Source organism: Corynebacterium camporealensis (genome assembly GCF_000980815.1).
GTDB lineage: Bacteria > Actinomycetota > Actinomycetes > Mycobacteriales > Mycobacteriaceae > Corynebacterium > Corynebacterium camporealense.
Genome location: NZ_CP011311.1, coordinates 2236610 through 2260928 on the forward strand (window position 1 = coordinate 2236610; position 24319 = coordinate 2260928).

The 24319-nt window shown below is 60.3% G+C and carries 18 protein-coding genes; 9 read left to right on the forward strand and 9 right to left on the reverse strand.

Annotated elements, in window-relative coordinates; genetic code table 11:
• Together UL81_RS10430 and UL81_RS10435 are read left to right on the forward strand one after the other, a co-directional pair.
• On the forward strand, window positions 1-1104 hold the full coding sequence (locus UL81_RS10430; protein WP_046453574.1) for a DUF3068 domain-containing protein: 1104 nt from the start codon (window positions 1-3) through the stop codon (window positions 1102-1104).
• Window positions 1079-2539 carry a hypothetical protein gene (locus UL81_RS10435; protein WP_046453575.1) on the forward strand — a complete coding sequence of 487 codons (1461 nt, stop codon included), beginning with the start codon at window positions 1079-1081 and terminating at the stop codon, window positions 2537-2539. The genes UL81_RS10430 and UL81_RS10435 overlap by 26 nt, the downstream gene beginning before the upstream one ends.
• Here UL81_RS10435 and UL81_RS10440 read toward each other — a convergent pair.
• Window positions 2493-3581, reverse strand: a complete 1089-nt coding sequence (locus UL81_RS10440) for a glycosyltransferase family 4 protein (protein WP_046453576.1) — start codon at window positions 3579-3581, stop codon at window positions 2493-2495. The two genes, UL81_RS10435 and UL81_RS10440, sit on opposite strands and share 47 nt — an antisense overlap.
• Before the next feature lie 24 nt (window positions 3582-3605).
• Between UL81_RS10440 and UL81_RS10445 the strand changes: the two genes are divergently transcribed.
• A complete protein-coding gene (locus UL81_RS10445; RefSeq protein WP_035106374.1) occupies window positions 3606-4346 on the forward strand; it encodes a class I SAM-dependent methyltransferase in 741 nt (246 codons plus the stop codon).
• Between the two features lie 68 nt (window positions 4347-4414).
• Window positions 4415-4660 carry a hypothetical protein gene (locus tag UL81_RS10450; protein WP_046453577.1) on the forward strand — a complete coding sequence of 82 codons (246 nt, stop codon included), beginning with the start codon at window positions 4415-4417 and terminating at the stop codon, window positions 4658-4660.
• Window positions 4661-4720: 60 nt separating this feature from the next.
• Here UL81_RS10450 and UL81_RS10455 read toward each other — a convergent pair whose 3' ends face one another.
• Together UL81_RS10455 and UL81_RS10460 are read right to left on the reverse strand one after the other, a co-directional pair.
• Complete coding sequence (locus UL81_RS10455; RefSeq protein WP_046453578.1) at window positions 4721-5605, reverse strand: 3-hydroxyacyl-CoA dehydrogenase; 885 nt, start codon at window positions 5603-5605, stop codon at window positions 4721-4723.
• Window positions 5606-5778: 173 nt separating this feature from the next.
• Window positions 5779-7602, reverse strand: coding sequence for a phosphoenolpyruvate carboxykinase (GTP) (locus tag UL81_RS10460; protein WP_046453579.1), 1824 nt, complete (start codon window positions 7600-7602; stop codon window positions 5779-5781).
• Window positions 7603-7917: 315 nt separating this feature from the next.
• Between UL81_RS10460 and trmB the strand changes: the two genes are divergently transcribed.
• Genes trmB through UL81_RS10485 form a run of 5 tightly spaced genes read left to right on the forward strand, consistent with a single transcriptional unit; the run spans window position 7918 to window position 13111 of the window.
• Window positions 7918-8694: a tRNA (guanosine(46)-N7)-methyltransferase TrmB gene (trmB, locus tag UL81_RS10465; RefSeq protein WP_046453580.1), complete on the forward strand. Its 777-nt coding sequence runs from the start codon at window positions 7918-7920 to the stop codon at window positions 8692-8694.
• The gene (locus tag UL81_RS10470; protein ID WP_035106373.1) at window positions 8694-9284 is read left to right on the forward strand and encodes an NYN domain-containing protein; all 591 of its coding nucleotides are present in this window, start codon (window positions 8694-8696) and stop codon (window positions 9282-9284) included. The genes trmB and UL81_RS10470 overlap by 1 nt, the downstream gene beginning before the upstream one ends.
• A 13-nt stretch (window positions 9285-9297) precedes the next feature.
• Entirely contained in the window at window positions 9298-11739 is a 2442-nt protein-coding gene (locus UL81_RS10475) for an MMPL family transporter (RefSeq protein ID WP_046453581.1), read from the forward strand.
• Window positions 11739-12764: a lysylphosphatidylglycerol synthase transmembrane domain-containing protein gene (locus tag UL81_RS10480; protein WP_046453582.1), complete on the forward strand. Its 1026-nt coding sequence runs from the start codon at window positions 11739-11741 to the stop codon at window positions 12762-12764. The genes UL81_RS10475 and UL81_RS10480 overlap by 1 nt, the downstream gene beginning before the upstream one ends.
• Window positions 12764-13111 (forward strand): DUF3054 domain-containing protein, encoded by a 348-nt coding sequence (locus UL81_RS10485; protein WP_035106372.1) that lies wholly within the window; start codon window positions 12764-12766, stop codon window positions 13109-13111. The genes UL81_RS10480 and UL81_RS10485 overlap by 1 nt, the downstream gene beginning before the upstream one ends.
• Before the next feature lie 212 nt (window positions 13112-13323).
• On the opposite strand, the gene UL81_RS11710 is transcribed toward UL81_RS10485, so the two are convergent.
• The 6 genes from UL81_RS11710 to UL81_RS10515 all read right to left on the reverse strand — a co-directional run bounded on the left by UL81_RS11710 (window position 13324) and on the right by UL81_RS10515 (window position 24318).
• Window positions 13324-14094: an LppP/LprE family lipoprotein gene (locus UL81_RS11710; protein WP_081961524.1), complete on the reverse strand. Its 771-nt coding sequence runs from the start codon at window positions 14092-14094 to the stop codon at window positions 13324-13326.
• Between the two features lie 316 nt (window positions 14095-14410).
• Window positions 14411-15964, reverse strand: a complete 1554-nt coding sequence (locus UL81_RS10495; protein ID WP_035106365.1) for an acyl-CoA carboxylase subunit beta — start codon at window positions 15962-15964, stop codon at window positions 14411-14413.
• Complete coding sequence (gene pks13, locus UL81_RS10500) at window positions 15939-20705, reverse strand: polyketide synthase Pks13 (protein WP_046453583.1); 4767 nt, start codon at window positions 20703-20705, stop codon at window positions 15939-15941. The genes UL81_RS10495 and pks13 overlap by 26 nt, the downstream gene beginning before the upstream one ends.
• Window positions 20706-20908: 203 nt before the next feature.
• Window positions 20909-22759, reverse strand: coding sequence for a FadD32-like long-chain-fatty-acid--AMP ligase (locus UL81_RS10505; RefSeq protein WP_035106362.1), 1851 nt, complete (start codon window positions 22757-22759; stop codon window positions 20909-20911).
• A 99-nt stretch (window positions 22760-22858) separates the two neighbouring features.
• Complete coding sequence (locus UL81_RS10510; RefSeq protein WP_035106360.1) at window positions 22859-23785, reverse strand: cutinase family protein; 927 nt, start codon at window positions 23783-23785, stop codon at window positions 22859-22861.
• A gap of 44 nt (window positions 23786-23829) precedes the next feature.
• Window positions 23830-24318 carry a DUF732 domain-containing protein gene (locus tag UL81_RS10515; RefSeq protein WP_035106357.1) on the reverse strand — a complete coding sequence of 163 codons (489 nt, stop codon included), beginning with the start codon at window positions 24316-24318 and terminating at the stop codon, window positions 23830-23832.
• Window position 24319: the final 1 nt, after the last annotated feature.

Genomic DNA, 24319 nt, shown 5'->3' on the forward strand with positions numbered 1-24319 from the left:
ATGAAGCGCCTTGTTGACGCACGCTCGCCCTTGACCTGGGTGTTGATTGGTGCCGTGCTGTGTCTACTGATTTCTTCTATTGCACCGCCGTTGTACAACAATCAGACTCGTCCGCTGCCGCTTGGTGAGGGTTTTACGATCACCTCCGAGCCCACTGTGGGCAAACTCATGGACGTCGAACGCTTCGAAGCAGAAGAGGCACCAACCGGCTTTGAGGACAACCCGGATTGCCAGGCAGATGACTCGCCGATGTACTGCTACATCGAAGACGAAGAGATGACCTATGAGCGCAATGTCATTACTGGTGAAGAAGAAATCGACGACGCTGCGACTGAAACCGAGGCCGTGCTGCAGGTGCTCACCGGCGCGCGTGCTTTCATTCGCGTCTCGGAGTCTTCGCTGCTCAACCGCGAATCGACCTACCCGATGCCAGGCGATGTGAACTCCCAGACCGTGGAACTGCCCATCATTGGCGGCAAGAAGAAACATGAGAATTTCGAGCGCGACGGCCTGAAGTTCTTCTTCCCCTCCGGCACTGAGCAGCGCTCCTACCCTTACTACGACGCGATGGCGCAGGCTTCCGTCCCGATTGACTACACCGACGACACCCGCATGGATGGCATCCCGGTCTTTGCCTATCACCAGAGCATCGACCCCGTGCCGATGCAGGGCAAGGACTTGGAAATGGACACCTACTCCGGCCCGGCGTGGAAGTTCTTCGATGAAGAAGACCGCGACACCTATGGTCTGCAGCGGGATTCCGCGGTGGTCATGGAGCCTTTCTACACCGCCAGCCGCGACCTCTGGGTCGAGCCCACCACCGGCACCATCGTGGATTCGGTGACCAACTTCAAGGTCTTTTGGGCCACCGACGCCCAGCAAGCTCAGGAGATGCTGGATAACAACGACACCGATGCGCGCAGTATGCTGTCGGCGGAATCCCGCTGGTCGGAAAAGTCCAAGCAGGAGCGCCTGGATTCGGTGCGTCCGGTGATTAATACGATTAAGGCGCTCAGCGTGGTCAGTGTGGTCGGCAAGATTATCGGCATCGCGCTGCTGATTGCCGCTGCGGTGATGTATGTCCGTCGCTACCGTGCGAGCTAACACCGCGCTCTTCCTCTGGGGCGCCGCGGTTGTTGCGGCGGTCTGTTGGCCATTTCTGCTTCCGGGTGAATTCCTGTGGCGGGACATGGTGCTTATCGATGCCCCCTCCTTCTCACCCCAAGCCTTCGGCTCCGGCGCTTTGCCTGCCCGCAACGTTCCCCAAGATGGGCTGCTGGCTTTCGCAGGTCTTATCGGCGCAGGCGCGCTACTAGCGCGCCTGTTGATTTTTGTTACTGCGATTGGCGCTGCGGTCGTGGCGGCGAAGTGGGCGCGTTCGACGTGGGGTGCAGTGGCTGCGATTCCGGTGGCGGTGGCGAACCCTTTCATCATCGAAAGGCTGCTGCAGGGCCAGTGGTCGCTGGCCATTGCGGGCTGGTGCCTGCCGATTATCGCCTACGCGGGATTGCACGGACATACGAAGGTCAAGTGGCTGGCGATGTGGCTAGCCTCGCTGACACCCACCGGCGCGATCTTTGGGTTACTCACCGGTGTGGTCTGCGCGCGGCAACGGCGCGGATGGACGGCGACTTTCGGCATCGCGTTGTGCCTGCCCTGGGTGCTGCCGGGCTTGCTGGCGACGATGCCCGACTCCGACGCGGCAGCCGCCGTGGCGGCGTTTGCACCGCGTGCGGAGGAAGGCGCGGGCACGCTCGGCGCACTGCTGGGTCTCGGTGGTATCTGGAATGCGGGTGCGATTCCGGAATCGCGAACGATGGGCTTTGCGATCGCCGGAATCGTGCTGGCTGGCTTCGCGTTCTGGGGAGCGTGGAAGCGACGGGATATTCTGCCGCAGCTGGGCGGACTGGCCGCGATGGGACTCGGCGGGGCGGTGCTTATCTGGCTGGCGCCGCAACTGCTGGAAGCACTCATTGACGCGGTCCCGGGGGCGGGCTTGTTGCGTGACGGGCAAAAGCTGGTGGCTCTCGCAATTCCGCTCTACGTGGCAGGAGTCGGCGCGCTCGACAAGTGGCCGGCGGTACTCGCGCTGTGCGCAGCGTTGCTGCAAGCACCCGATGCGCCGCGTGAGGTCGCGGCGCTCGCGCCCCGGGAGACCGGGGTGGATGAGCGGTTGGTGGCGGACATCGGCAAGCGTGTGGCTTTCTTCCCTGAGCGACCAAACCTCGTAGATGTCGAGGGCGCCCCGGCCGTGGACCCGTATTCCAAGGCAGTGCCGATGGTGGAATCGGGCGAACTCGTCGTGGACGGTGCGGTCGTCGATGCTGCCTCTCCGCTGTATGCGGAGGTAGCGCAGGCGTGGGATGAGGGGGACATCGATAAGCTGCGTGAGCTGGGCGTCGGCGTCGTGGTTGACGGTGAGAACCTGGTGGACACCGGTGCTGGCGAGCCGAGCGTGCCGTGGGGGCTGACGCTGCTGTGGGTGGTGCTGCCTAGCGTGCTAGCGATTCCAACAAGGCGGCAAAGCGCGCGCCGGTAGCTTCCCAGGAAAATCCGGCGGCGAATTCGCGGGAGTTTTCGCCTAAGCCGGCGCGGCGTTCCGGATCGTTGAGCAGGTCCTGGGTGGCGTCCACGAAGTGGCTTTCGTCGCTCACGAGCACGCCGGTCTCGTCGGGAATAACGCTGTCACGCAGGCCAAACGTGTAACCCACCGTGGGAACCCCATGCTGGGCGGCCTCCATGACTGCCAGGCCCCAGCCCTCTTTGCGCGATGGCATGAGCAATAAATCAGCCCGGGCGAGGAGGGCGTGCTTGTAGTCTTCGGTGACCTGGCCGCGGAAGCGCACGCGGTCGGTGACGTGGTGGGTGCGGGCGTACTCGCGCAGCTCGGCTTCCCACCAACCGGAGCCAATAATGTCGAGAACCGCGCCCGGGGTCTGCGCCACCGCATCCATGGCATGCTCAATCTGCTTGTGCGGCACCAGGCGCGACAGAGTGACGAGATGTTTTTCGGATTCGCGCTCTAAGACCGGGACGCGCTCGGGGACCGGGTCGACGCCGTTTTCGATGATCTGCGCGCCCTCGATTCCCAGTGCTTCCAGGTCCTGGCGGGAGGCTTCCGAGACCGTCACATAAGGGCTATTGCGGTATACCCGCGGTGCGATTTTGCTCTCGAGGAACCAGCCCAGGCGCGCCAACACCGGACCAGCGACCGGCCACTGCTCGCGGTGGCAGTGGTGAGTCAGCAGCACAGTGGGCGCGCCACTGACCAGGCGAGCGAAGAAAGGAATACCGTTTTGGGTATCCACGACGACGTCGATGCCGCGGAGGGTGCCTAAGCCGAGGCGGCCTGCGAGCATCGCTAGCCAGGCGCGCGGATATACGCTGAACTTGGCCCCACCGCGGGAATAGGTCACCCCGCCGCGCAGCTCTTTTTTGGCTGCGTTCATGTGCTTTGCGGTGCGGAAAATGACCTCGTGGCCCTGCTCGGCCAGGTACTCTCCTACCCTTTCCAGGTAGCGTTCAGAGCCCCCGCCTTGCGGGTGGGTGGAATCGCGCCAGCATAAAAGCAGTATCTTCATGTCGAGCTACTAGCCTAGTGGTTTATGAGACAAACCCGTGCCTTGGCCACGCTGCGCCGCTCGTGGCAACTGCTGCGTTCCTTCCGTTTTGAGCAGACCCGGCCGGATATTTTCTACGGTGGCCTGGCACAGGATACGGCAGCGCTTCTCGATGCCTTAGCTGTAGACCTGGGCCTTTCCCTTGATGGCTCGCGTGTGTTGGATGTTGGCGGCGGCCCGGGTTATTTCGCAGAAGCCTTCGCAGACCGCGGGGCGTCTTATTTCGGTGTAGAACCTGACGTCGGTGAGATGTCCGCCGCCGGAATTCGCCTTGCCAACGCCGTGCGTGGCGATGGCACGAGGTTGCCCTTTGCTAACGACGCCTTCGACATCACCTATTCCTCCAACGTCGCCGAGCACATCCCCAACCCGTGGGACATGGGCGAAGAAATGCTGCGCGTTACCCGACCTGGCGGCCTGGTGATTTTGAGCTACACCGTCTGGCTCGGCCCCTTCGGCGGGCACGAAACCGGCCTGTGGCAGCACTACATCGGTGGCGCCTATGCCCGCGACCGCTACACACGCACCCACGGGCACCCACCGAAGAATGTCTACGGCACCTCACTGTTTAATGTCTCTGCCAAAGAAGGCCTGCAGTGGGCCGACAAACACAACACAGAGCTATGCTTCCCGCGCTACCACCCCAGCTGGGCCTGGTGGATCGTCCGCGTTCCCCTCCTGCGAGAATTCCTGACCTCCAACCTCGTCATTGTGCTGCGGGCCTAGGCCCCTACCCTTCGAAGCGACGAATTTAACGTTAAAATGTAATTTGTCGCGAAGGAGGTGTTGGAGTCATGTCACGAAAGAAGTACCTCACGAGGACGGTTGTTAGCGGTACGATTTTCTTTCTGATATCAACCGTAATTTTCGCCTTCTTCTTTTCACTCGCCCGCGGCCACATGCTCACTGTGGCAGATGTCGTGCCCTGGCTTGCTGGCGGAATAGTTGCCGGCGCAATGACCTACTTCTGGGCCCGGAACCATGCGAAAGAATTCCGGGAACGAGCCAATCTCTGGGAACCTGACTCTCCACAGCGCTAAGGTGCTCTAGGCAAGGTAAAGGCCCGCCTTCGTGGGAAGGCGGGCTGGGTTTAGTGAGAATTACTCCTCGTCAAGGCGGTTTCCGTCGTCGTCATAACGGAAGAAGCCCTCGTTCGACTCGTAGCCGACCTTGCCCTTCTCGACCAGGTTCTCCATGACGTACTTGCCAAACTTCTTGACGTTTTCGTCTTTCTTGGTCATGGCGATAGTGGAAACAGTGCGCAGACCAATGAGATCCATAGCCTGGAATGGTCCAAGCGGGGCACCGGTAGCCATCTTCCAGTTCTTGTCGATGTCAGCCGGCTCAGCAACATCAGTAATCCACAGTTTCTGAGAAGCCTCGAGCAGAGGAACTAGCAGAGAATTCATGATGTAGCCAGGCTGTTCGCGCTTGAGACGCATCGGATCCATCTGCATTTCCTTGGCGTATTCGAAGACGGTCTTAGTGACCTCCTCGTCAGTACCGTCGTGCGGCATGACCTCTGCGATGCGCATGCTCCACACGCGGTTGGCGAAGTGCAAGGCCAGGAACTTCTCCGGGCGGCCGGTGGCGTCGCGGAAGTCGCTAGGCAGCAGAGTCGAGGTGTTAGTGGTGAAGATGGTCTTCTCCGGAGCAGCGTCGGCGACCTTGCCCCAGAAGTCCTTCTTAATATCAATCTTCTCCGGTACGGCCTCGATGATGAGATCGGCGTCCTGGACGGCCTCTTCCAGGTCGCTGGTCAGGGTCAAGCGGTCCCGCGCGCCCTGGGTGTCTTCGTCAGTGGTGCCCTCAACGTCGCGCTTGTAGGCGGCATCCAGGCGGTCGAAACGCTTCTTGGCTTCTTCCAAAGCATCATCGCTAATGTCCCAGCTGGTGACGTTGAAACCAGCAAAAGCAGCCTGGTAAGCAATCTGAGTACCCAATACGCCAGCACCTGCGACAGTGACGTTCTTGATGTCCGTCATGTCGTTGACCTCACTTTCGTTTAGCGTTTAACTACATAAACGAGTGTAACCCTGGTCTCATTACCTCGCTAATATCCCTGCGCAATCCGCAAATATTAATACCTGGCACGCACAAAACCCGTCTCCCGAATGAACTAACACTCGGGAAGACGGGTTTCGACTAGGAGACGTGTTTAGGCAGCGTCCTCAACGCGCTTCTTCAGGGCGCGGAACTGCTCCCAGACCTCTTCTGGGACGCGCTTGCCCAGGAAGTTGAGATACTCGGCGTTGTCTTCCATGTCGCCAGCCCACTCCTTGGGGTTGACGGCGAGGGCCTCGCGGACATCGTCAAGCTCGGCGTCCAGGCCGGTCAGGTCGATGTCTTCAGGGCGCGCAGTGTGGCCGATGACGGTCTTCTCAGCGTCGACCTTTCCCTCGATGCGCTCGATGACCCACTTCAGGACACGGGAGTTCTCGCCGAAGCCTGGCCACAGGAAGCGGCCGTCCTCGCCGCGGCGGAACCAGTTGACCAGGAAGATGGACGGCATACGGTCGCCGCCCTTCTCGCCCATGTCGATCCAGTGCTGCAGGTAGTCACCAGCGTTGTAGCCGATGAACGGCAGCATAGCCATCGGGTCGTGGCGCAGGGCGCCAACCTGACCCTCAGCAGCAGCGGTCTGGCCGGAAGCCAGCAGGGAGCCGATCATGGTGCCGTGGTTCCAGTCGAATGCCTGGGTAACCAGCGGAACGGTGGTCTTGCGGCGGCCGCCGAAGAGGATGGCGTCGATCTTGACGCCCTTCCAGTCGTCGAACTCCGGTGCAGCGGTCGGGCACTGGGAAATCGGCACGCAGTAGCGGGAGTTCGGGTGTGCAGCCTTGGTGCTGGATGCCGGGGTCCAGTCGTTGCCGTGCCAGTCGATGAGGTGGTCCGGAGCATCGCCGTCCATTTCCTCCCACCAGACATCGCCATCGTCGGTAAGCGCGACGTTGGTGAAGATGGTGTTGCCCGGCTCCATGGTCTTCATGGCGATCGGGTTGGACGCGTAGTTGGTGCCCGGCGCCACGCCGAAGAAGCCGTTCTCCGGGTTCACCGCGTAGAGGCCGTCCTCGCGCAGGTGCATCCAGGCGATGTCGTCGCCGACAACCTGGGCCTTCCAGCCCTCGATGGTCGGGGTGATCATCGCGAGGTTGGTCTTGCCACATGCGGACGGGAAGGCAGCAGCAACGTGGTAGTCCTTGCCCTCCGGGCTGGTCAGCTTCAGGATGAGCATGTGCTCAGCCATCCAGCCTTCTTCCTGGGCCATCTTGGAGGCAATACGCAGTGCGTAGCACTTCTTAGCCAGGATGGCGTTGCCGCCGTAACCAGAACCGTAGGACCAGATTTCCTTGGTCTCCGGGAACTGGGTGATGTACTTGGTCTCGTTGCACGGCCATGCAACGTCCTCTTCGCCAGCCTCGAGCGGAGCGCCGACGGAGTGCAGAGCGTGAACGAAATCGCCGTCCTTGCCGATCTTCTCCAGGGCCTCAGCACCCATGCGGGTCATAATGCGCATGGAAAGAACAACGTAAGCCGAGTCAGTCAGCTGAACACCCAGCTTCGGATCCGGATCGTTAATGGGGCCCATGCAGAACGGCACGACATACATGGTGCGGCCCTTCATGGAACCACGGAAGGCCTCGGTCATCTCAGCCTTCATAGCTGACGGCGGAGCCCAGTTGTTGGTCGGACCGGCGTCTTCTTCAGCTTCAGTACAGATGAAGGTGCGGGATTCCACGCGCGCGACATCGGAAGGATTGGAACGGGCCAGGTAAGAGTTGGGGCGCTTTTCCTCGTTCAGCTTAATGAGCGTGCCCTTTTCCACGAGCTCCGCAGCGAGGCGATCAGCCTCTTCCTGGGAACCGTCGACAAAGACCACTTCCTCCGGCTGGAAAAGCTCGACGCTTTCGCTAATCCACGAAATCAGCTTTTCATTCTCGGTTGGCAGTTCACCGACGAGGCCTTGAATGGGGGCGGTCATCAAATAGTCTCCTGAGTCGAAAATAAGTGTGCGGTGGCGGGCAATGCTGCATCCCACGCGCTTTCCACCACAAGACTAACTGTCTTAAGCCCTGTGTAGGGGAGATTTTCGCCACGGCGGTTATATCCACCCCAATTACCACAACTTAAACAGGTTTATAACAGTGTGAGCTTGCACATAGTGCAGATTTTCACCCCTATAACGGGGGTATCGTGAGAAGGGTGCGCATCCATCGTTAAGCGGTGCTATACCGCGCTGGTCATATCCGGCGTGGCATTTTGCCGTATTCCATAGGTAAGGGAACAATAGGACGCAATGAATAACACTGATAACTCCCAAAACATCCCGGCTGGGGAAATGCCTCCTGGCCGTCCGCCGCAAACTGACTTCAATAACGTCTTTGACAACGACCTGGACTACCCGCGTCTCGGCAGCGTCACCTTCCGCCGCGGCACTCTGACCGACAACCAGAACGCGCTCTTTGAAAAGCATTGGCCACGCCTAGGCACAATGCTTTCCGATGACCGCATCGACCTCGACGAGTGGTTCGGTCGGGAAGGCGCCAAGACCATCGTGGAAATCGGCTCCGGTACCGGCACCTCCACTGCCGCAATGGCACCGTTGGAGGCAGATACCAACATCATTGCCGTCGAGCTGTACAAGCCGGGCCTGGCGAAGCTGGTGGGCTCGGTCGTGCGTGGCGGCATCGACAATGTCCGCATGATCCGCGGCGATGGCATCGAGGTGCTCTACCGCATGTTCGCGCCTGAATCCTTGGATGGCATTCGCGTGTACTTCCCGGACCCGTGGCCGAAGGCGCGTCACCACAAGCGCCGCATCATCCAGTCCGGCACGCTCAATCTCTTTGCTTCCCGTTTGAAGAAGGGTGGCGTACTGCACGTGGCGACCGACCACGCCGACTACGCCGAGTGGATCGATGAGCTGGTCAATGTCGAGCCGACCCTGGAGTACAAGGGCTGGCCGTGGGATGAGGTCCCGCAGCTGGTGGACCGTCAGGTCATCACCAAGTTTGAGGGCAAAGGCCTAGATAAAGAACACGTCATTAACGAGTATCTCTGGGAGAAGAAGTAATGCCGGGTACCTACCTGTTGGTGTGGGATGCACCGAATATGGACATGGGACTAGGCGCGCTGTTGGGTGGTCGCCCGACCTCGGCGCATCGTCCGCGCTTTGATGCCATTGGCCGCTGGGTCAGCGAGCTTGCCCGCGAACGTGGCGCGAATCCGCAGGCCGCTGTCTTTACCAACGTCGCTCCCGGTGGCGCTGATGTCATCCGCCCCTGGGTCGAGGCCATCCGCAACGTCGGTTTCGCGGTGTTTGCCAAGCCGAAGCTGCATGAGAATGACGATGTCGACCCGGACATGCTTGAGCACATCGAGTCCTTGCGCGACGATCTGGCCGGTCTGGTCGTAGCGTCAGCGGATGGACAGAACTTCCAGCCGCTGCTCGAAGAACTTGTCGATGACAGCATTCCTGTGACTATCCTGGGCTTTCATGAACACGCCTCGTGGGCAGTCACGCATCCGGACTTCGAGTTCGTAGACTTAGAAGACCTCGACGGCGTCTTCCGTGAGCCGTTGCCGCGGGTTAATCTGGATAATCTGCCCGAAGGCGGAGCCTGGTTGCAGCCTTTCCGCCCACTTTCTGCCCTGTTGGACTAACGCTAGGAGTTGCATGTTTTTGAAGTTGGGGCGTTTTACCTACGCCCATCGCAAGCTCGTCCCGTTGGTCCTCATCGGTGCCATCTTGCTGCTGTTTGTCACCTTTGGCATGCGCTTAGGCGACCGCATGAGCCAGGAAGGCTGGGAGGATCCGGGCGCGCAGTCGACTGCTGCTGCCGAAATCGAGATGGAGAAGTTTGGCCGCGATAACAGCGGCGACGTCGTCATTCTCTTCGAGAACCCCCAAGAGCACCTCGACGAGGGCAAGGCCTACCTCGACAACCTCAAAAATGAGTACCCGGATCAGATTGATTCGGTCATTAGCTACTTCGATCGCCAAAACCCCAACTTCATCAACCAGGATGGCGACGTAGCGTTTGCTGCAGTCAGCCTGGCTGGCGATGGCGAGCAGACCCTCAAGGACTACCGCATCATTGAGGACGCGCTCTACGACACTGACCTGCCCGTGCAGGTCGGCGGTGCCACCGCGGTTGCCGACGCACTCGACGACGGCATGTCCAACGACATCTCCCGCGCCGAAACCGCTGCCCTCCCGCTAGTGGGCTTGCTGCTGCTCATCGTCTTCGGCTCGGTCGTTGCTGCATTTATGCCACTAGTCGTGGGTGGTCTGTCCATCCTGGGTTCCCTGGGCATCCTGTCCATCCTGGCGGGCGTTCTGCAGGTCAACGTCTTCGCACAGGCCGTCGTCACGCTGCTGGGCTTGGGCCTGGCCATCGACTACGGCCTGTTCATGGTCTCCCGCTTCCGTGAGGAGCTCGACCGCGGCCGTCCGGTGCCCGATGCCGTAGCGATTACCACGGCGACGGCGGGCCAAACGGTGGTCTTTTCTGCCGCCATGGTCGCCGCTGCTCTATCTGGCCTGCTGCTCTTCCCACAGGCCTTCTTGAAGTCTGTGGCCTACGGTTCCATCTCCGCAGTTGGCCTTGCCGCACTGCTGTCGGTGACGGTGCTGCCGGCGCTGTTTGGTCTGCTGGGTAAGAACATCGATAAGTGGTCGGTACGCAAGACTTCCCGTCGCGCCCGCCGCATCGAGGACACCTGGTGGTACAAGGTGCCACGCTGGGCGATGCGTCGTGCACGCCTGCTAACCGTCGCCATCTGTGGCCTGCTCATTGCGCTGACCATTCCGCTGGTTAACGTCACCTTCGGCGGCATCAATGAGACCTACCTCCCGCCGAGCCATGAGACTCGCGTTGCGCAGGACACCTTCAACGAGGAGTTCCCGAGCTTCCGCACTGAGCCGGTCAAGTTGGTCGTGGACAACCATGATTCGCAGCAGCTTGTCGATGTCGTCATGCAAACCCGCCAAATCCAGGGCCTGACGGAACCTCTCGCACCGCTGCACCCAACCCAGGACGGCACCACCGTGCTGGCGGCAGGCATTGTGGATCGCGACGACTACACCCGCATCGTCCACGAGCTCGAGGCTCTCGATGCCCCGGAGGGTGTCAATCTCTACGTCGGCGGCACTCCCGCCATGGAGGTCGAATCCCTCGATGCGCTCTTTGAGAAACTCCCGTGGATGGCGCTGTATGTCGTGGCCATTACCTTCATCCTGATGGCCCTGGTCTTCGGCTCGTTGGTGCTGCCTGCCAAGGCCGTCATCATGACGCTGCTGACCCTGGGCGCCACCTTGGGCATCCTCACCGCGATGTTCGTCTCTGGTGTGGCCTCTGGCCTCCTGGACTTCAGCCCGGGCCCGCTAATGAGCCCGATCCTGGTCCTCATCATCGCGATCATCTACGGCCTATCGACGGACTACGAGGTCTTCCTCGTCTCGCGCATGGTCGAAGCACGAAAACGCTTCGCCGATTCCGGCGACACGGAAGCCACCGACCACGCCATTGCCGAGGGCACCGCCCGTACCGGCGGCATCATTACCGCCGCGGCACTCATCATGATTGTGGTCGCCGGCGCCTTCGGCTTCTCCGACATCGTGATGATGAAGTACATCGCCTTCGGCATGATCTTCGCCCTGATTATCGATGCCACCATCGTCCGCATGCTGCTGGTCCCAGCCGTCATGCACCTGCTGCGCGAAGACAACTGGTGGGCACCTGCCTTCATCAAACGCGCCTACGAGAAGATGGGCCACGGCTCCACACCGCAGCTCGACGGGTCGGCGTCCTCTGAAGAGGACCCAACCGTCATGGATGACGACACCGCGGCATCCACTGACAAGACCAGTGCCGTTGAGGCAACGGACGCAGAAGCAGCAGATACTGACACTGCGGACAGCGCTGTTGCGGTCAAGGAAAAGCCGCAGAAGAAGTCCTGGACGTGGAAGAAGGAGAAGCAGCCGCGGCAGGATAAGCCTTCGAAGCAATCCAGTGGTGAATCCGCTGTTCGCGGTGACCGCTCCACCGAAACCAATGACGAACTCATTCCATTTAGTGAGCTAATGAAGCGCCTACAGCAGGACAAAGAGTCCTAATGTCGAGTAATGCCCGGAAGTGGCTGCGCCTACTCGCTTCGCTGCTAGTCCTGCTCGTTCTGGGCTGGGTCTTCCGCGACGAGCTGGACTTTATTACCGATGGCTTCCGCCGCCTGCGCACCGCTGACCCGGTCGCGGTGGCGGTGGTTATCGTGGCATCGATAGCTTCTATCTGGGCCATGGGCGAAGTCATGCGACTGCTGCTTGCCGCCGGTGGCTTACGGATCCCTTCCAAAGAAACCGCGGCACTAACCCTGGCCTCCAACGCCTGGTCTACTACCCTGCCTGCCGGCCCGACCTTCTCCGCGGTATTGACGTTCCACGTGCAACGCACTTGGGGCGCATCCGTGGTGCTGTGTGGTTGGTTCCTGGTGCTGTCCTCGGCAGTATCGACAATGTGGCTCGTTCTCATCGGTATTGGTGGTGTGCTCTTCCTCAACGCCGATATGGCCTTCTGGTCGTTGATTGCCACGTTGGCGGGAACCGTTGCTGTAGCGGCCGTGCTGTTTTGGATGATCAACAACCCAGCCAAAATCGAACGCTGGCTGCGCAACCTCAAGATGCTTAAAGGCTCAGCCCGCGAACGCGTCATGGACCAGGTCCACAGCCTCTATGAGGTCAGCCTGACCCCGTGGCAATTTAGCCAGATTGCCTTTTACTCCCTGGCCAATCGCCTGCTCGACATGCTCTCGCTCTGGGCATGTCTGTGGGCAGTCACCGGCACCCCACCCGGCTTCTCTGCTGCACCTGACCACACCAGCATCGCCGGTGTGGCACTTGCCTACCTCACTGCGAAGCTGGCCGGTTCCGCACAGGTCACCCCGGCGGGTCTGGGCACGGTAGAAGCAGCGATCGTCGCCACGCTTGTGGCCACCGGCATGACTGCCGTGGACGCCACGGGCGCTGCCATCATCTACCGTCTGATTTCCTTTGCTTTGATCACCGTAATTGGCTGGGTAATCTACTTTATGCACTATGCCCGCAAGGGAATTACCTATGCGGCGCTGAATCGAAAGGAAGCCTAATGCGCACCGCCCCTGCCATCGACGTCCTCTGCCTTGCCATCTTCGCCGTGCTGGCACGCCTCGCCCACGGCGGATTGAACCTCGCTAGCTGGTGGGATGCCTTCTGGCCATGGACTGTGGGCGCCCTCGTCGGCTGGCTTATCGTCTTAGGCCTGAAGGTCACCGGCAAGTGGAAGGAAGGCGCTGTTATCTGGGCCTCGGCGATTATCGGCGGCATGATCCTCTGGATGATCGTCAATGGTCGCCTGCCGCACTACAGCTTCCTCATCGTCGCCGCCAGCATGTCTGCCCTGCTGCTGTTCGGCTGGCGCCTCTTCGACCGCCGCCCACGCGCCGCAGTCGCCTAACCCCCGCAGCCCCCCGACCCCGCGTCATCACTTCCGATGGCCGGGGTCTTCTCAGATGCACGGTCGTTTTCACGCACGTTTTAGCGAAAACTTTGAGTGGGAGAGCAACTTTGCGCAAATATAGGACATCACTTATCTCGGTTCCGGCTGGATAGTGCCCAGTGTCGCTTGTTCATGTAGATGCTGGGGCGTGATGAACTCGTGCACGGACTTTACAGCCCAGTTAGATCAAGCTGAATTCCAGCCTCATCAGCACTCGGTGGCAGGGTGTTGTTCACAATCGACAAGGTTCCATCCGCGTTCAAAGAAAAAGTAGCGGCGCCTGGAACAGTTTGCGCTGCCACACGAGGCCCTTCAAGGACCGCATAGGAAACTTCAACCACATCACGACTGACGGGAGTCACCGCTGTAACTTCTTCCTGCATCAAAGGAGCTGGCTCAACTATTGGCTGACCATTGTGGAAAAACACCACCCCTTGGCGCTGCGATCCACCAGTTCCAACACCGCCTGCAATAACTGACCAGCTCAATTCAGCACATGGATCGAAGTTGTCGTCGATCACACTAAAAGCTAGCTGCTGCTCCTCGTTCCCTACTATCGGCAACGACGAAGCTTCAGACAATGGATTAGAAACAGTGTCATCACATCCCTCTTGTGCAACAGGTTCCCTGGAAGACATTGTTTCACTAGGAGATTCACTCGATGTGGGCGAAGGGGAAACTGAACCTTCCGGAGCACGTGTAGACGAGCTCTCAGAATTAGTTGTCATCGAAGAATCTTCATCGGGTTGGGATTCTGCACATGCGCTCAAAGCAACGCAAGAGACAACCGCTGCCGCTGCTATCTTTATGCCTCTCATATTCGCCCTCAATCCTTTCGTGCCACGCAATGCTTCTACCTCCTTATACCCCTTCCACCCCATGAGGAAAATCATGAACCTCCGCACCAAGAAATTCCATGGTTCGTTCAAAAGCGAGTTCATACGGCTTCTGTTAATTCATGCTCTTTAGCCTATTGCAGGCCTGTAAGCAGCCTTTCCTGAGTAGTAAGCACACAAAAAGCCCGCTTCATGCATTGGTGGGGAATGCAGAAAGCGGGCGGGATGTTGCTGGATTAGAACGGCAGCTGTACGACTGCGTAGTTGAGCAGCATGACGATGCCGTTGATCAGGTCGCCTGCAAGATCGAAGGCGCTAGACAGCAGGAACATAGTTTCTCCTTGAAAGTCGTGGGAGGCTGCGCGCAGCCCGGTATTGCTTGGATTATCGCAGAATTAGGGCTGCGGTGTTACACAGCTTCTTACATTGGGGCGATGGTGTGCTTCTTCGGCAGGTCGTGAGTGTCCTTGCCTTCAAGCTGACGCAGGGCCTGACGCAGGGCGAGGCGGGATTCAGAAGGCTGAATCATCGCGTCCAGGTAGCCACGCTCGGCAGCGACATAAGGAGCGGTCATGGTCTCGTCGTAGAAGTCCATGAACATCTTCTTCGTCATCGCGCGCTGCTCCGGGGTCTCGGCGGCTTCGAGCTGCTTGCCGGCAATCATGACGACAGCTGCGGCAGAGCCCATCACGGCGATCTGCGCGGTTGGCCAGGCCAGGTTGATGTCACCGGTGAGGTTCTTCGACCCCATGACGGCATACGCACCGCCATAGGCCTTGCGCACGATGAGCGAAACCTTCGGCACGGTGGCCTCCACGACAGCGAAAGCGAACTTCGCACCGCGGTGAATCAGGCCAGCCTTTTCCTGTTCCACACCTGGCATGTAACCCGGGGTATCCACGACGAAGACCAATGGGATGTTGTAAGCATCGCAGATGCGGACGAAACGCGCGCCCTTGTCAGCAGCATCGGCATCGATGCAGCCGGCCTGGTGCAGCGGGTTATTAGCCACAAAACCCACGGCCTTGCCATCAATGCGACCAAAGGCGGTGATCATGTTCGGCGCGTAGTTTTCCTGGATTTCGATGATGTCTTCGTCATCGCCCAGCTGCGTGAGCAGGTCAAACATGTCGTAGCCAGCGTTGGTGTCGTCTGGCATGAACGAGTTGAGTTCTTCGTCGTCCAGCTCGTCATCGGCAGGCGCAGCAAACTCTGGTGCCGGGTCGAAGCAGGTCAACGGCAGGTGATCCAGCAGGTCGCGGACCATGTCGAAAGCCTCGTCCTCAGAGCCGACTACGACAGAAACGTTGCCGTTGAGCTCCTGCTGGCGGGCACCACCCAGTTCAGCGGAGGTGACGTCCTCGCCGGTGACCTCACGAATGACGTTGGGGCCGGTGACGTACATTTCGGCTTCTTTGTCCACAGCAATGACGAAGTCCGTAGTGACCGGGGCATACACGGCGCCACCAGCGGACTTACCCATCATGACAGAAATCTGCGGGCTACGGCCCGACAGCGGCAACTGACGACGGGCAATCTCCGAGTACATCGCCAGGGAGGTCACCGCGTCCTGAATGCGGGCGCCACCGGAGTCCTGAATACCGATAACCGGGCAGCCAATCTTGATGGCCATGTCCATGATTTCGGTGACCTTCTTACCAAAGGTCACACCGACCGAACCGCCATAGACGGTCTTATCGTGGGCGTAGATACACACTGGGCGGCCAGAGATACGGCCGTAACCAGTCACGACACCGTCGGAGTAGATGGCATCCGGGTCTCCTGGGGTCTTGCCCAGGGCGCCGGTTTCAACAAACGAACCTTCATCCAGCAGTGCATTGATGCGCTGGCGCGGGGTGGAGCGTCCTGCTTCATCTCGGCGCGCACGCGAGCGTTCACTGCCTGGGTCCTGCGCCTTGGACAGGCGCTCGCGCAGGTCAGCTAGCTTATCAGCGGTGGTTGCTGTGGCCGCCACGTATCTTCTCCTCGATCCATTGCTCAATGTGCTTGCCGACGATACCGATTGCCGGCTCATCTGGCACTGCCAGGTGGTCACCCGGCAGCTGCACAATCTCTAGGTCTTCTACGATAACGCCCCAGCCGCCATCCGGGTCGATCTCGGCATAGCGCGGCTCCAGCTCGATGGCACCGTCATGCATGCGCTCCGAGCGGAACAACAGCACCGGTACGTGCACGTCGGCCCAGCGCCGCATATCCAGGCTGCTGAGAATCTGGTTGTCGATAAAGGAAGCGCGCTGGTGCTCCAGCACACCTGCGGACAGGCCGTGCTCGGAAGCATCGGTGGTGGCCAGGAATTCGCCCAGCATCTGCATCAGCGCATCTTCACCTGCAGATTCCAGCAGGTCGAACGGTACCGGGATGTCCAGGCCATAGGTCTTCTTCGCGAAGTCCGCGTAGCGCTGCCAGCGTGCCTTGGTCTCTTCCATGGTGTCCGGTGCCGGGTTGGAAGGCTGGGTGGTATCCAGCAAGGCGATGAAGGCGACCTCGGGGGCATCGTCACGCTGCTGAAGCTGGTAGGCCACCTCGTAGGCAGCCGCACCACCGAAGGACCAGCCACCCAGGACGACCTTGCGGCCGCGGGCATACTTCACGATGTCCTCAACGTATTCCTTGGCACGTTCTTCCAGCGTGCCCTCGATGCGCTCGACACCGTAAACAGCAACATCGTCTGGCAAACGACGCATCAGCGGCTGGTAGACCACCGTGGTGCCACCGGCCGGGTGGAACATGAAGACCGCCGGGCCTTCGCCCTCGCGCAGCACGCGGATGTTGCCCTCGACCTCAGTCTCCAGGCCTTCGCGCACGAGATCACTCAGCGGCTCCAGAGTCTCAGCTTCCTGCACCTGCGCAGTACTGACCTCAATGCCAGCGCGCTTACTCAGATGAGCAGCAATCTTCTCAGCAGTCTCTACATCGATGTCTGGCAGCTCACTGGTCACACCAGGGGCAGCTTTACCGGTGAACTTAGCCCAGGTACCAAACGCGAGACGCTCAGAGGCGTCACGCGGTGCGACACCAACGCCCTTCTGTGAGGAACCCTTGTCCTTCTCGGTGGTTTCCTTCTCCTTGTCTTCGGAAGGCGCTTGTGCGACTTCCCCGGGCGCTGGGGTCGAGGTTGGGGTCTCGTGGACGGCTGTTTCGACCATGGTGATGACATCGGCAAGCGATGCGTCGCGCAGGGCTTGGACTTGCAGTGGTGGGATCTGGAAGTCGTTTTCGACGCGGTTCTTGATGCGCATGCCCATCAGGGAGTCCAGGCCCAGGTCGATGAGCGGTAGCTCGCGTGGGAGGTCGGAGACGTCGTAGCCCATCGACTCGGAGACGATAAGGGCGAGGCGTTCTTCGACGGTTTCCTGGCTGGGGTCCCAGCGCATGGCGGTCACGCCGTTTTCTTCGGCTGGTGCGTCGACCTCAGTTGGGGTGGACGGCACGTCGGCGACACCTGGGATGGGTGCGTTGCCCAGGTCGAGTGCGGAGGCAAAGCCTTCGGCAATGAGCTGGGTATGGTTGCCCTCGACCAGGTATACCGCTACGGAAAGGCCACCTAAGTTCTTGGTCACCGTGGTGGTGACTTCGCCCTGCGGTGGCAGGTCGGCGTGCTCTTCAACGGCAGCCAGGTGGGTTTCCGGGTTGACGGCCTGGACGGCGGATTCCAGCAGTGCGAGAGCAGACGGTGCCTGGTCCGCATTGGTGGAGAAGGCGGTCTTGCCTTCCGGCAGGTTTACGCGGGCACCCGGCAGGCCGGAAACACCCGAGGACGGACGAGCGTTGGTCCAGAAACGCTGGCGCTTGAACTGGGTGTGCGGGGCCTTGGCGAGTGCACCGGAACCAAACACGGCGGTGTAGTCGACCGGGGCACCGGCGACATACAGCTTGGCCAGCAGGTCCAGCAGGGACTCGCTTGGATCGACCTTGCGCTTCAGGGTGTAGAGCAGCTGCGCATCTGCCTTGCCAGCGGCAAAGGCAGTAGACATCAGGCCCATGAGGGCGACTGGGTTCGGCGAGATTTCGACCAGCTGGGTATGGCCCGCGGCGAAAGCCTGCTCGGTAGCGGTCTGCAGGTGGACTGGCTGGCGGGTCATGCGGATCCAGTAATCCTCGTCGTGGACGACGGCACCGGCACGGTAAACCTCACCGCGGTCGACGGAGCTATACAGCGTGGTGTGCAGCGGGTGTGCCTCAATACCAGCGATATCGGAGTAGAGCTCACCCAGCAGCGGGTCGACAGCAGAGGTATGACCAGCGCCCTTCACGTTCAGTGCGCGGGCGAACTTGCCTTCTTCCTCCAGCTTTTCGACCAGGGCGAGAACTTCCTCACGCGGGCCACCCACGGTGGTCATGCCCGGGCCGGTGTAGACAGCAGGCTCGATATTGCCGTCGAGATCAGCAATCTGCTGGGCATCAAGTTCGACGACGGCCATGGCGCCCTGGGAGGCATCGTCAAGCGATGCTTCACCCTCACCCATGAGGCGGGCGCGGTGGCAGGCAATGAGCAAGGTGTCCTCAGCGGTCAGGCCACCGGCAGCATAGGCCGCGGCGAGCTCACCCATGGACATGCCGATAACGCCTGCTGGGCGCACACCGAACTCAGCCAGCAGGTCGGTCAACGCAATCTGGATAGCGGTGATGGCAACCTGTGCGGTTTCGGTGTTGTAGGTCTGGGAATCGTCGTTGACGATGTCCAGGATGGACCAGCCGGCCTCAAAATCGACGAACTCGTCAAGCTCCTGCAGGCGCTGTGCAAACAGCGGGGAGATAGCCAGGATGTCCTTGGCCATCTTGCGGTGCTGGGAACCAAAGCCGGAGTAGACAAAGACCGGGCCCGGCGCGGACGGGGAATCCGCCGCGGCAATGCCGACAGAGACCTTGTTCTCGGCCACCTGACGCAAACGCTTAACGATGTCCGCAGTGTTCTCACCCGTAACCACCGCGCGGGAACGGCCGTGGTTGCGGCGAGCAAGGGTGCGTGCCAGCGCGAAGAGATCCGGGGATTCGTTCTCGATGTAATCCGCCAGGGTGGCAGCAGCGCTCGCACGGCGCGACGGCAGCAGACCGGAAACTGGCAGGGACACCGGTGCGCCTTCGTCGGTGCTGACCTGGGCGTCACGCTGGGTGGATTCGCCGCGGTAATCGGTGAGCACGACGTGGGCGTTGGTGCCGCCGAAGCCGAAGCCAGAGACACCAGCGACCTTGCGGCCAGAATATTCCGGCCACTCGCGTGGGTCCTCGACGACCTCGAGCTTTTCGGCGTCGAAGTCGACGTAGCGGTTTGGCTCGCTGAAGTTAATGGACGGCGGTAGCACGTCGTGGCGCATGGCTTCGATGACCTTGATAAGCCCCACGACACCTGCGGCGGATTCAGAGTGGCCGATGTTGGACTTGGCCGACCCCAGCAGGGTTGGCTCGGCGTCGCTACGGCCTTGTCCGAGCACGCGGCCGAGGGCATTGGCCTCGATCGGGTCACCAAGAATGGTGCCGGTGCCGTGAGCTTCAATGTAGTCCACGGAGGATGGGCTAACACCGGCATCGGCGTAGGCGCGCTGCAGAACAGCGACCTGTGCCTCCGGGTTCGGGGCGGTCAGGCCGTTGGAGTGGCCATCAGAGTTGGTGGCTGAGCCCTTGATGACAGCGAGGATGTTGTCGCCGTCGCGCTCTGCATCGGGCAGGCGCTTCAGGATAAGGACACCGGCGGCATCGGAACGCACGATGCCATCGGCGTCATCGGAGAAAGCATGGATAGCGCTGGTCGGCGAGATCACGCCGAGCTCGCTAAAGGCCAGCGAGGCGTGCGGGGCGGCCAGGATGTTGACGCCGCCAGCCAGGGCGACATCGGCGCCACCGCTGCGCAGGTCTTGTAATGCGTGATGGACTGCTACCAGCGACGAGGAGCAGGCGGTATCAACGTTGACGGAAGGACCGCGCAGGTCGAGTGCATAAGACAGGCGGTTGGCCACGATGGACGAGGCAGTACCGGTCAGGGCATAAGGGTGCATCTCAACCGGGTCGGCGCTAACCAGCATGCCGTAGTCATTGTTGGTCGAGCCCATGTAGACACCAGTGGCGGTGCCGCGCAGCTCGTTAGCGGGCAGGCCGGCATCCTCCAGTGCCTCCCAAGCCAGCTCGAGCAAAATGCGCTGCTGCGGGTCCATGTTGGCAGCTTCCAGCGGCGACAGGCCAAAGAATTCGGCATCAAAGCTGGCGATGTCCTCTATATAACCGCCATCGGTGTTCTGCTGAGCGATCTTCTCGCTCATGGTGGGATCGCTGGCGTACTCGGACCAGCGGCCCATCGGCAGCGGGCCCGTACCGGAACGACCTTCCACCAGCATGTCCCAGAACTCATCGGCGTTTGCGGCACCTGGGAAACGACCAGCCAGGCCAATCACAGCGATATCCGGACGCGGTCCCGCAGGTGAGGTGGGTACCTCAGCATCTGCTTCAGGTGCAGTGTTGTGCTGGGCTGCACCGTTGATGAGGCGATCAGTCAGCAGTGCAATAGTTGGGTACTCGTAGGCGACAGTCGCCTCGAGCTTGACGCCGAGCAGGTCTTCCAGTTCACCTGAAAGTACAACGGCGTCACGGGAAGACAAGCCGTAGTTTTCCAGCGGAGTCGTTTCAGTGATCTCCGCAGACGACAGGCCAGTGGTCTGGGCTACCCAGTTCTTAAGCCAATCGCGTAGCTGCTCAGTGGTCATAAAGTAAGGATTCCTTTGTTGGAGGATTATTTCTTCACAGGTGGAAGCGGCGCACCGTCCTTAGGTCTAAAGGCCTAGGCACAGTAACGCGTGAACGAAACTTTTATCGTTTTATTGTGGCACTCTGTTAACACTGTTGCATAACCGACATGCCTCTGGGATCGCCAATGCCCCGGCGCGCTGGCCGGGGCAAAGATAGATCTTTAGTTGGCCAGGTAACGTTTCTTGGCCAAACGGCGAGCAATCTTCGCAGAAGAAGTACGCACAATTTCGTGCGGTGCCTTCCACACAATTTCAGACGGGGTAATGCCGTGGTGCTTGGAGACTGCCGCGCGAATAGCTTCGGTGGCAGCGGCATCGCCATCTTCGCTGGTATTATCGGCGCGCTCAACCAGCAGGACAAGATCCTCGGTACGGTCGCCTTCCACGGAGAACGCCGCGATGGAGTCCGGGCGGACGTGATCGGAGGCGGCCTGCACGGTGCCCTCGATGTCCTGCGGGTAGTGGTTGCGGCCGGCAATCACAATCAGATCCTTGAGGCGGCCAGTGATGTAAAGCTGGTTGTCGATGATGGTCGCCAGGTCACCGGTAGCCATCCAGTAGTCATCTTCCGGGGCCTTCGGCACGCGGGTATTCTCCAGGCGCTCACCCAAAGTGTTGCGGAAGGTGGCCTGAGTTTCTTCTGGACGGTCCAGGTAACCAGAAGCCATGTTGGCACCGTGCACCCAGATTTCACCGATGCGGCCGTCTTCTACCTCAGCGCGGGTCTCTGGGTCGACGATGGTCAGCTGCTGTGCAAGCACGGTCTGACCGTTGGACGCGAAAGCAACGCTGCTATCGGACTTCTCCACGATGGTGGCCTTGCCCTCTGCCAGGTCCTCGCGGTCGAAGTGCTTGATGAGCGGACGCTCTTCGGTCTGCGGGGTGGAGACAATAAGCGATGCCTCCGCCAGGCCATAAGACGGGCGCAGTGCAGACGGGTTCAAGCCGTACTCGGTGAAGGTATCCAAGAAAGCATTCACAGCGGTCTCGGTGACCGGCTCGGAACCAATGATAAGCCCCTCGACGTTGGAGAGGTCGAGTTCTTCGCCTTCTGCCGGGCGGCCGTAGCGGGCAGCCAGCTCGAGTGCGAAGTTCGGGACCACGCCGTAAGTGCCGGCGAGTTTCTCATCGCCGTCGCGGCGCTTAATCTGGTCGATCCAGCGCTTCGGGTGCTGGACGAAGTCGCGCGGAGTCATCAGTTCCAGGTCAATGCCCAGTAGGGTCACGAAAGCCACCAGGATGATACCCATGTCGTGGTGCATCGGCAGCCAGGAGACCACGCGCGGTGGGGTCTTGATCTGTACACCAACGAAAATCTGCAACACGTTGGTGAGCATTGAGCGGTTGGTCAGTGCCACGCCTGCCGGGGTGCGGGTGGAACCAGAGGTGTACTGCAGGAAGGCCGGCCAATCCAGCGGTGGCTGGGTGGCGTTGCGTGCCAGGGCCTGGCCTTCTGGGGTCTCCAATGGGTTGACCCAGGACTCGGCGAGGCTGTCCGGCAGGGCGTCGACAGACAGGATGCGCGGACGCTCGCGGGCCGGCAGGTCCTTGAAATAGGAGCGCACTGCACCAGCAGAAATCTTGTTGGTCAGCACGACAGGTGGGTTGGCATCGCCAAAGACGGCGCGCAGGTGTTCGCTGTGGCCCGGCTCGTTCGGATCATAGAGCGGAATCGGGGTCATGCCTGCGTACAGGGCACCGACGAAGCCGAAGATGTATTCCGGGGAGTTACCTGCGAGAATAGCCACGCGGTCGCCGACCTTGGCCACCTGCTGCAGTCGAGCAGCGACGACCTTGATGCGGGTATTGACTTCTTTGCGGGTCAGATCACGCGGGACACCGTTGCGGTCCTCGCTGTAGACCCATTGGCGCAGCACCGGTCGATCCGGAATGCCGGCCTGCTGCTCCAGCTGGTAGAAGTGCTCTCCCAATCCTGCGAGCGTCAGGTGCGGCGGCAACGTGACGTTGCCTTCCTTGTCAATAAAATTACCGATCAGCGCTGCCAGATCCATCGAAGCTCCTTAACTTTAGTTAACTTTTGTTACTCAAAATATCAAAAGGAGTGTGGCATTCGTTACGCCTCACCCAAATTTCTTATGCTCTGTGACGCTTTAGGCCGCAGCCGCATCAATCGTCTGCTTGGCCCAGTCTATAACCCACAAGTTTGTAGTGGTGCCATCAAAGACAGAATCGTTATACGCATACATCGCGTGCACACCGTTGGCCTCGATAAGATCCATGGCACGCTCTAGGCCATTAACGATGCCGCGCGGGGCATCACAGATGGCATCGTTTGGCGCACAGATTTCGTAGGTACGGTCGGCCAATTCACCGAATCCAAACTCGCGCTCACCGCGCATGGAGGCACCCGGTACGACTGCTTGGATCAGCCCCTCGACAGGCTGCAAAGCAATTTCTGCACCAATGCCGTCGACCTCGGCACCAGGGTTGATACCCACGCCTGGCTGACGACGACCGTCGGCAATGATGGCTACGCCGGCAACGGCATCGGCAGGCACGACGCCCTGACCGCCGCCAATGCGGTCAGCAACGTCACCGACGATGACCGCACCCTGGGAAAAGCCCGACAGAATGAACTTAGTCATCGGGCAGTTGTCATGCATGTAGCTCAACTCCTCCTCCAGGCGGGCAGTGCCCTCCTCGCGGGAGTCGTCGTAGCTCATCTCATGTTGGGCGTTGAGGTTTTTAAACTGCGCCGTGTACGGCAGGGTCCACACCTTGAGCTGATCTTCCGGGTAAGCCTCGCGCAGCGGGTTCGTAATAGACAGCATGAACGAGCGCGGGTTGGCTTGGGGATTTTCCGGATCATCATCCTTGGCGGACTCCCACGTACCAGGCGCGGAGATAAACTCCACCGCCGGGCACCATTCCGGTTGCGCTGGTCCAATGGGGCCGGGTTCGTCAGTCGGTTGCTCCGCCTGATCGGAGGTGCGCTGGTTGTTTAAAAACTCCACTGCACCTGCGCCAATAACGCCGATGAGGACCACAACAGCCAGAATGGTGAGAAATTTACGCATGAATATGTTTTACCTTGTGCGACAGCCAATTGACTGCGTGCGAACTAGCAATACGCTGTGCGTGCTTGGTCCTCGAGAAGTCCAGTGAGCTCCTCGAAAGGCATGTCCGTGCGGCCCTGCTCAATGAGCTGGCCAGCTACTGCCTGCACGGTGACATTGGACTCACTTTCGCACGAACCTTGTGCAGCGCTGATGACCTGATCTTCGACACCGTCGGTATCGAGTCCGGCATCAGACAACGCGCCTAAGAACTTTGCATCCGGAGTATCGGTTTCTTCCTCCGGCTCCGGGATAGCGGAGACCTCACGGGCCCCACGGTCCTGTGCGGCCTGCTCGGAGCCGCCTTCCGACGACTCAGAATCGGCTTCCGAGGAGGTCGACTCACTCGAGGATTCTTCCGTTGACGCTTCTGCTGATTCACGTTCCAGCGGTGCGACTGAGGTCGGTTCCTCGTTATCAACCGTTGCGGAACCGCACGCAGCCAACACCGTGGCAGCACCAGCTGCCAAGGCGCTGAGAATTACGCGGCGCATA

Coding starts and splice junctions, on each gene's coding strand:
- UL81_RS10430 (WP_046453574.1), top strand. CDS start 1: ATGAAGCGCCTTGTTGACGCACGCTCGCCCTTGACCTGGGTGTTGATT.
- UL81_RS10435 (WP_046453575.1), top strand. CDS start 1,079: ATGTCCGTCGCTACCGTGCGAGCTAACACCGCGCTCTTCCTCTGGGGC.
- UL81_RS10440 (WP_046453576.1), bottom strand. CDS start 3,581: ATGAAGATACTGCTTTTATGCTGGCGCGATTCCACCCACCCGCAAGGC.
- UL81_RS10445 (WP_035106374.1), top strand. CDS start 3,606: ATGAGACAAACCCGTGCCTTGGCCACGCTGCGCCGCTCGTGGCAACTG.
- UL81_RS10450 (WP_046453577.1), top strand. CDS start 4,415: ATGTCACGAAAGAAGTACCTCACGAGGACGGTTGTTAGCGGTACGATT.
- UL81_RS10455 (WP_046453578.1), bottom strand. CDS start 5,605: ATGACGGACATCAAGAACGTCACTGTCGCAGGTGCTGGCGTATTGGGT.
- UL81_RS10460 (WP_046453579.1), bottom strand. CDS start 7,602: ATGACCGCCCCCATTCAAGGCCTCGTCGGTGAACTGCCAACCGAGAAT.
- trmB (WP_046453580.1), top strand. CDS start 7,918: ATGAATAACACTGATAACTCCCAAAACATCCCGGCTGGGGAAATGCCT.
- UL81_RS10470 (WP_035106373.1), top strand. CDS start 8,694: ATGCCGGGTACCTACCTGTTGGTGTGGGATGCACCGAATATGGACATG.
- UL81_RS10475 (WP_046453581.1), top strand. CDS start 9,298: ATGTTTTTGAAGTTGGGGCGTTTTACCTACGCCCATCGCAAGCTCGTC.
- UL81_RS10480 (WP_046453582.1), top strand. CDS start 11,739: ATGTCGAGTAATGCCCGGAAGTGGCTGCGCCTACTCGCTTCGCTGCTA.
- UL81_RS10485 (WP_035106372.1), top strand. CDS start 12,764: ATGCGCACCGCCCCTGCCATCGACGTCCTCTGCCTTGCCATCTTCGCC.
- UL81_RS11710 (WP_081961524.1), bottom strand. CDS start 14,094: ATGAACTCGCTTTTGAACGAACCATGGAATTTCTTGGTGCGGAGGTTC.
- pks13 (WP_046453583.1), bottom strand. CDS start 20,705: ATGACCACTGAGCAGCTACGCGATTGGCTTAAGAACTGGGTAGCCCAG.
- UL81_RS10505 (WP_035106362.1), bottom strand. CDS start 22,759: ATGGATCTGGCAGCGCTGATCGGTAATTTTATTGACAAGGAAGGCAAC.
- UL81_RS10510 (WP_035106360.1), bottom strand. CDS start 23,785: ATGCGTAAATTTCTCACCATTCTGGCTGTTGTGGTCCTCATCGGCGTT.
- UL81_RS10515 (WP_035106357.1), bottom strand. CDS start 24,318: ATGCGCCGCGTAATTCTCAGCGCCTTGGCAGCTGGTGCTGCCACGGTG.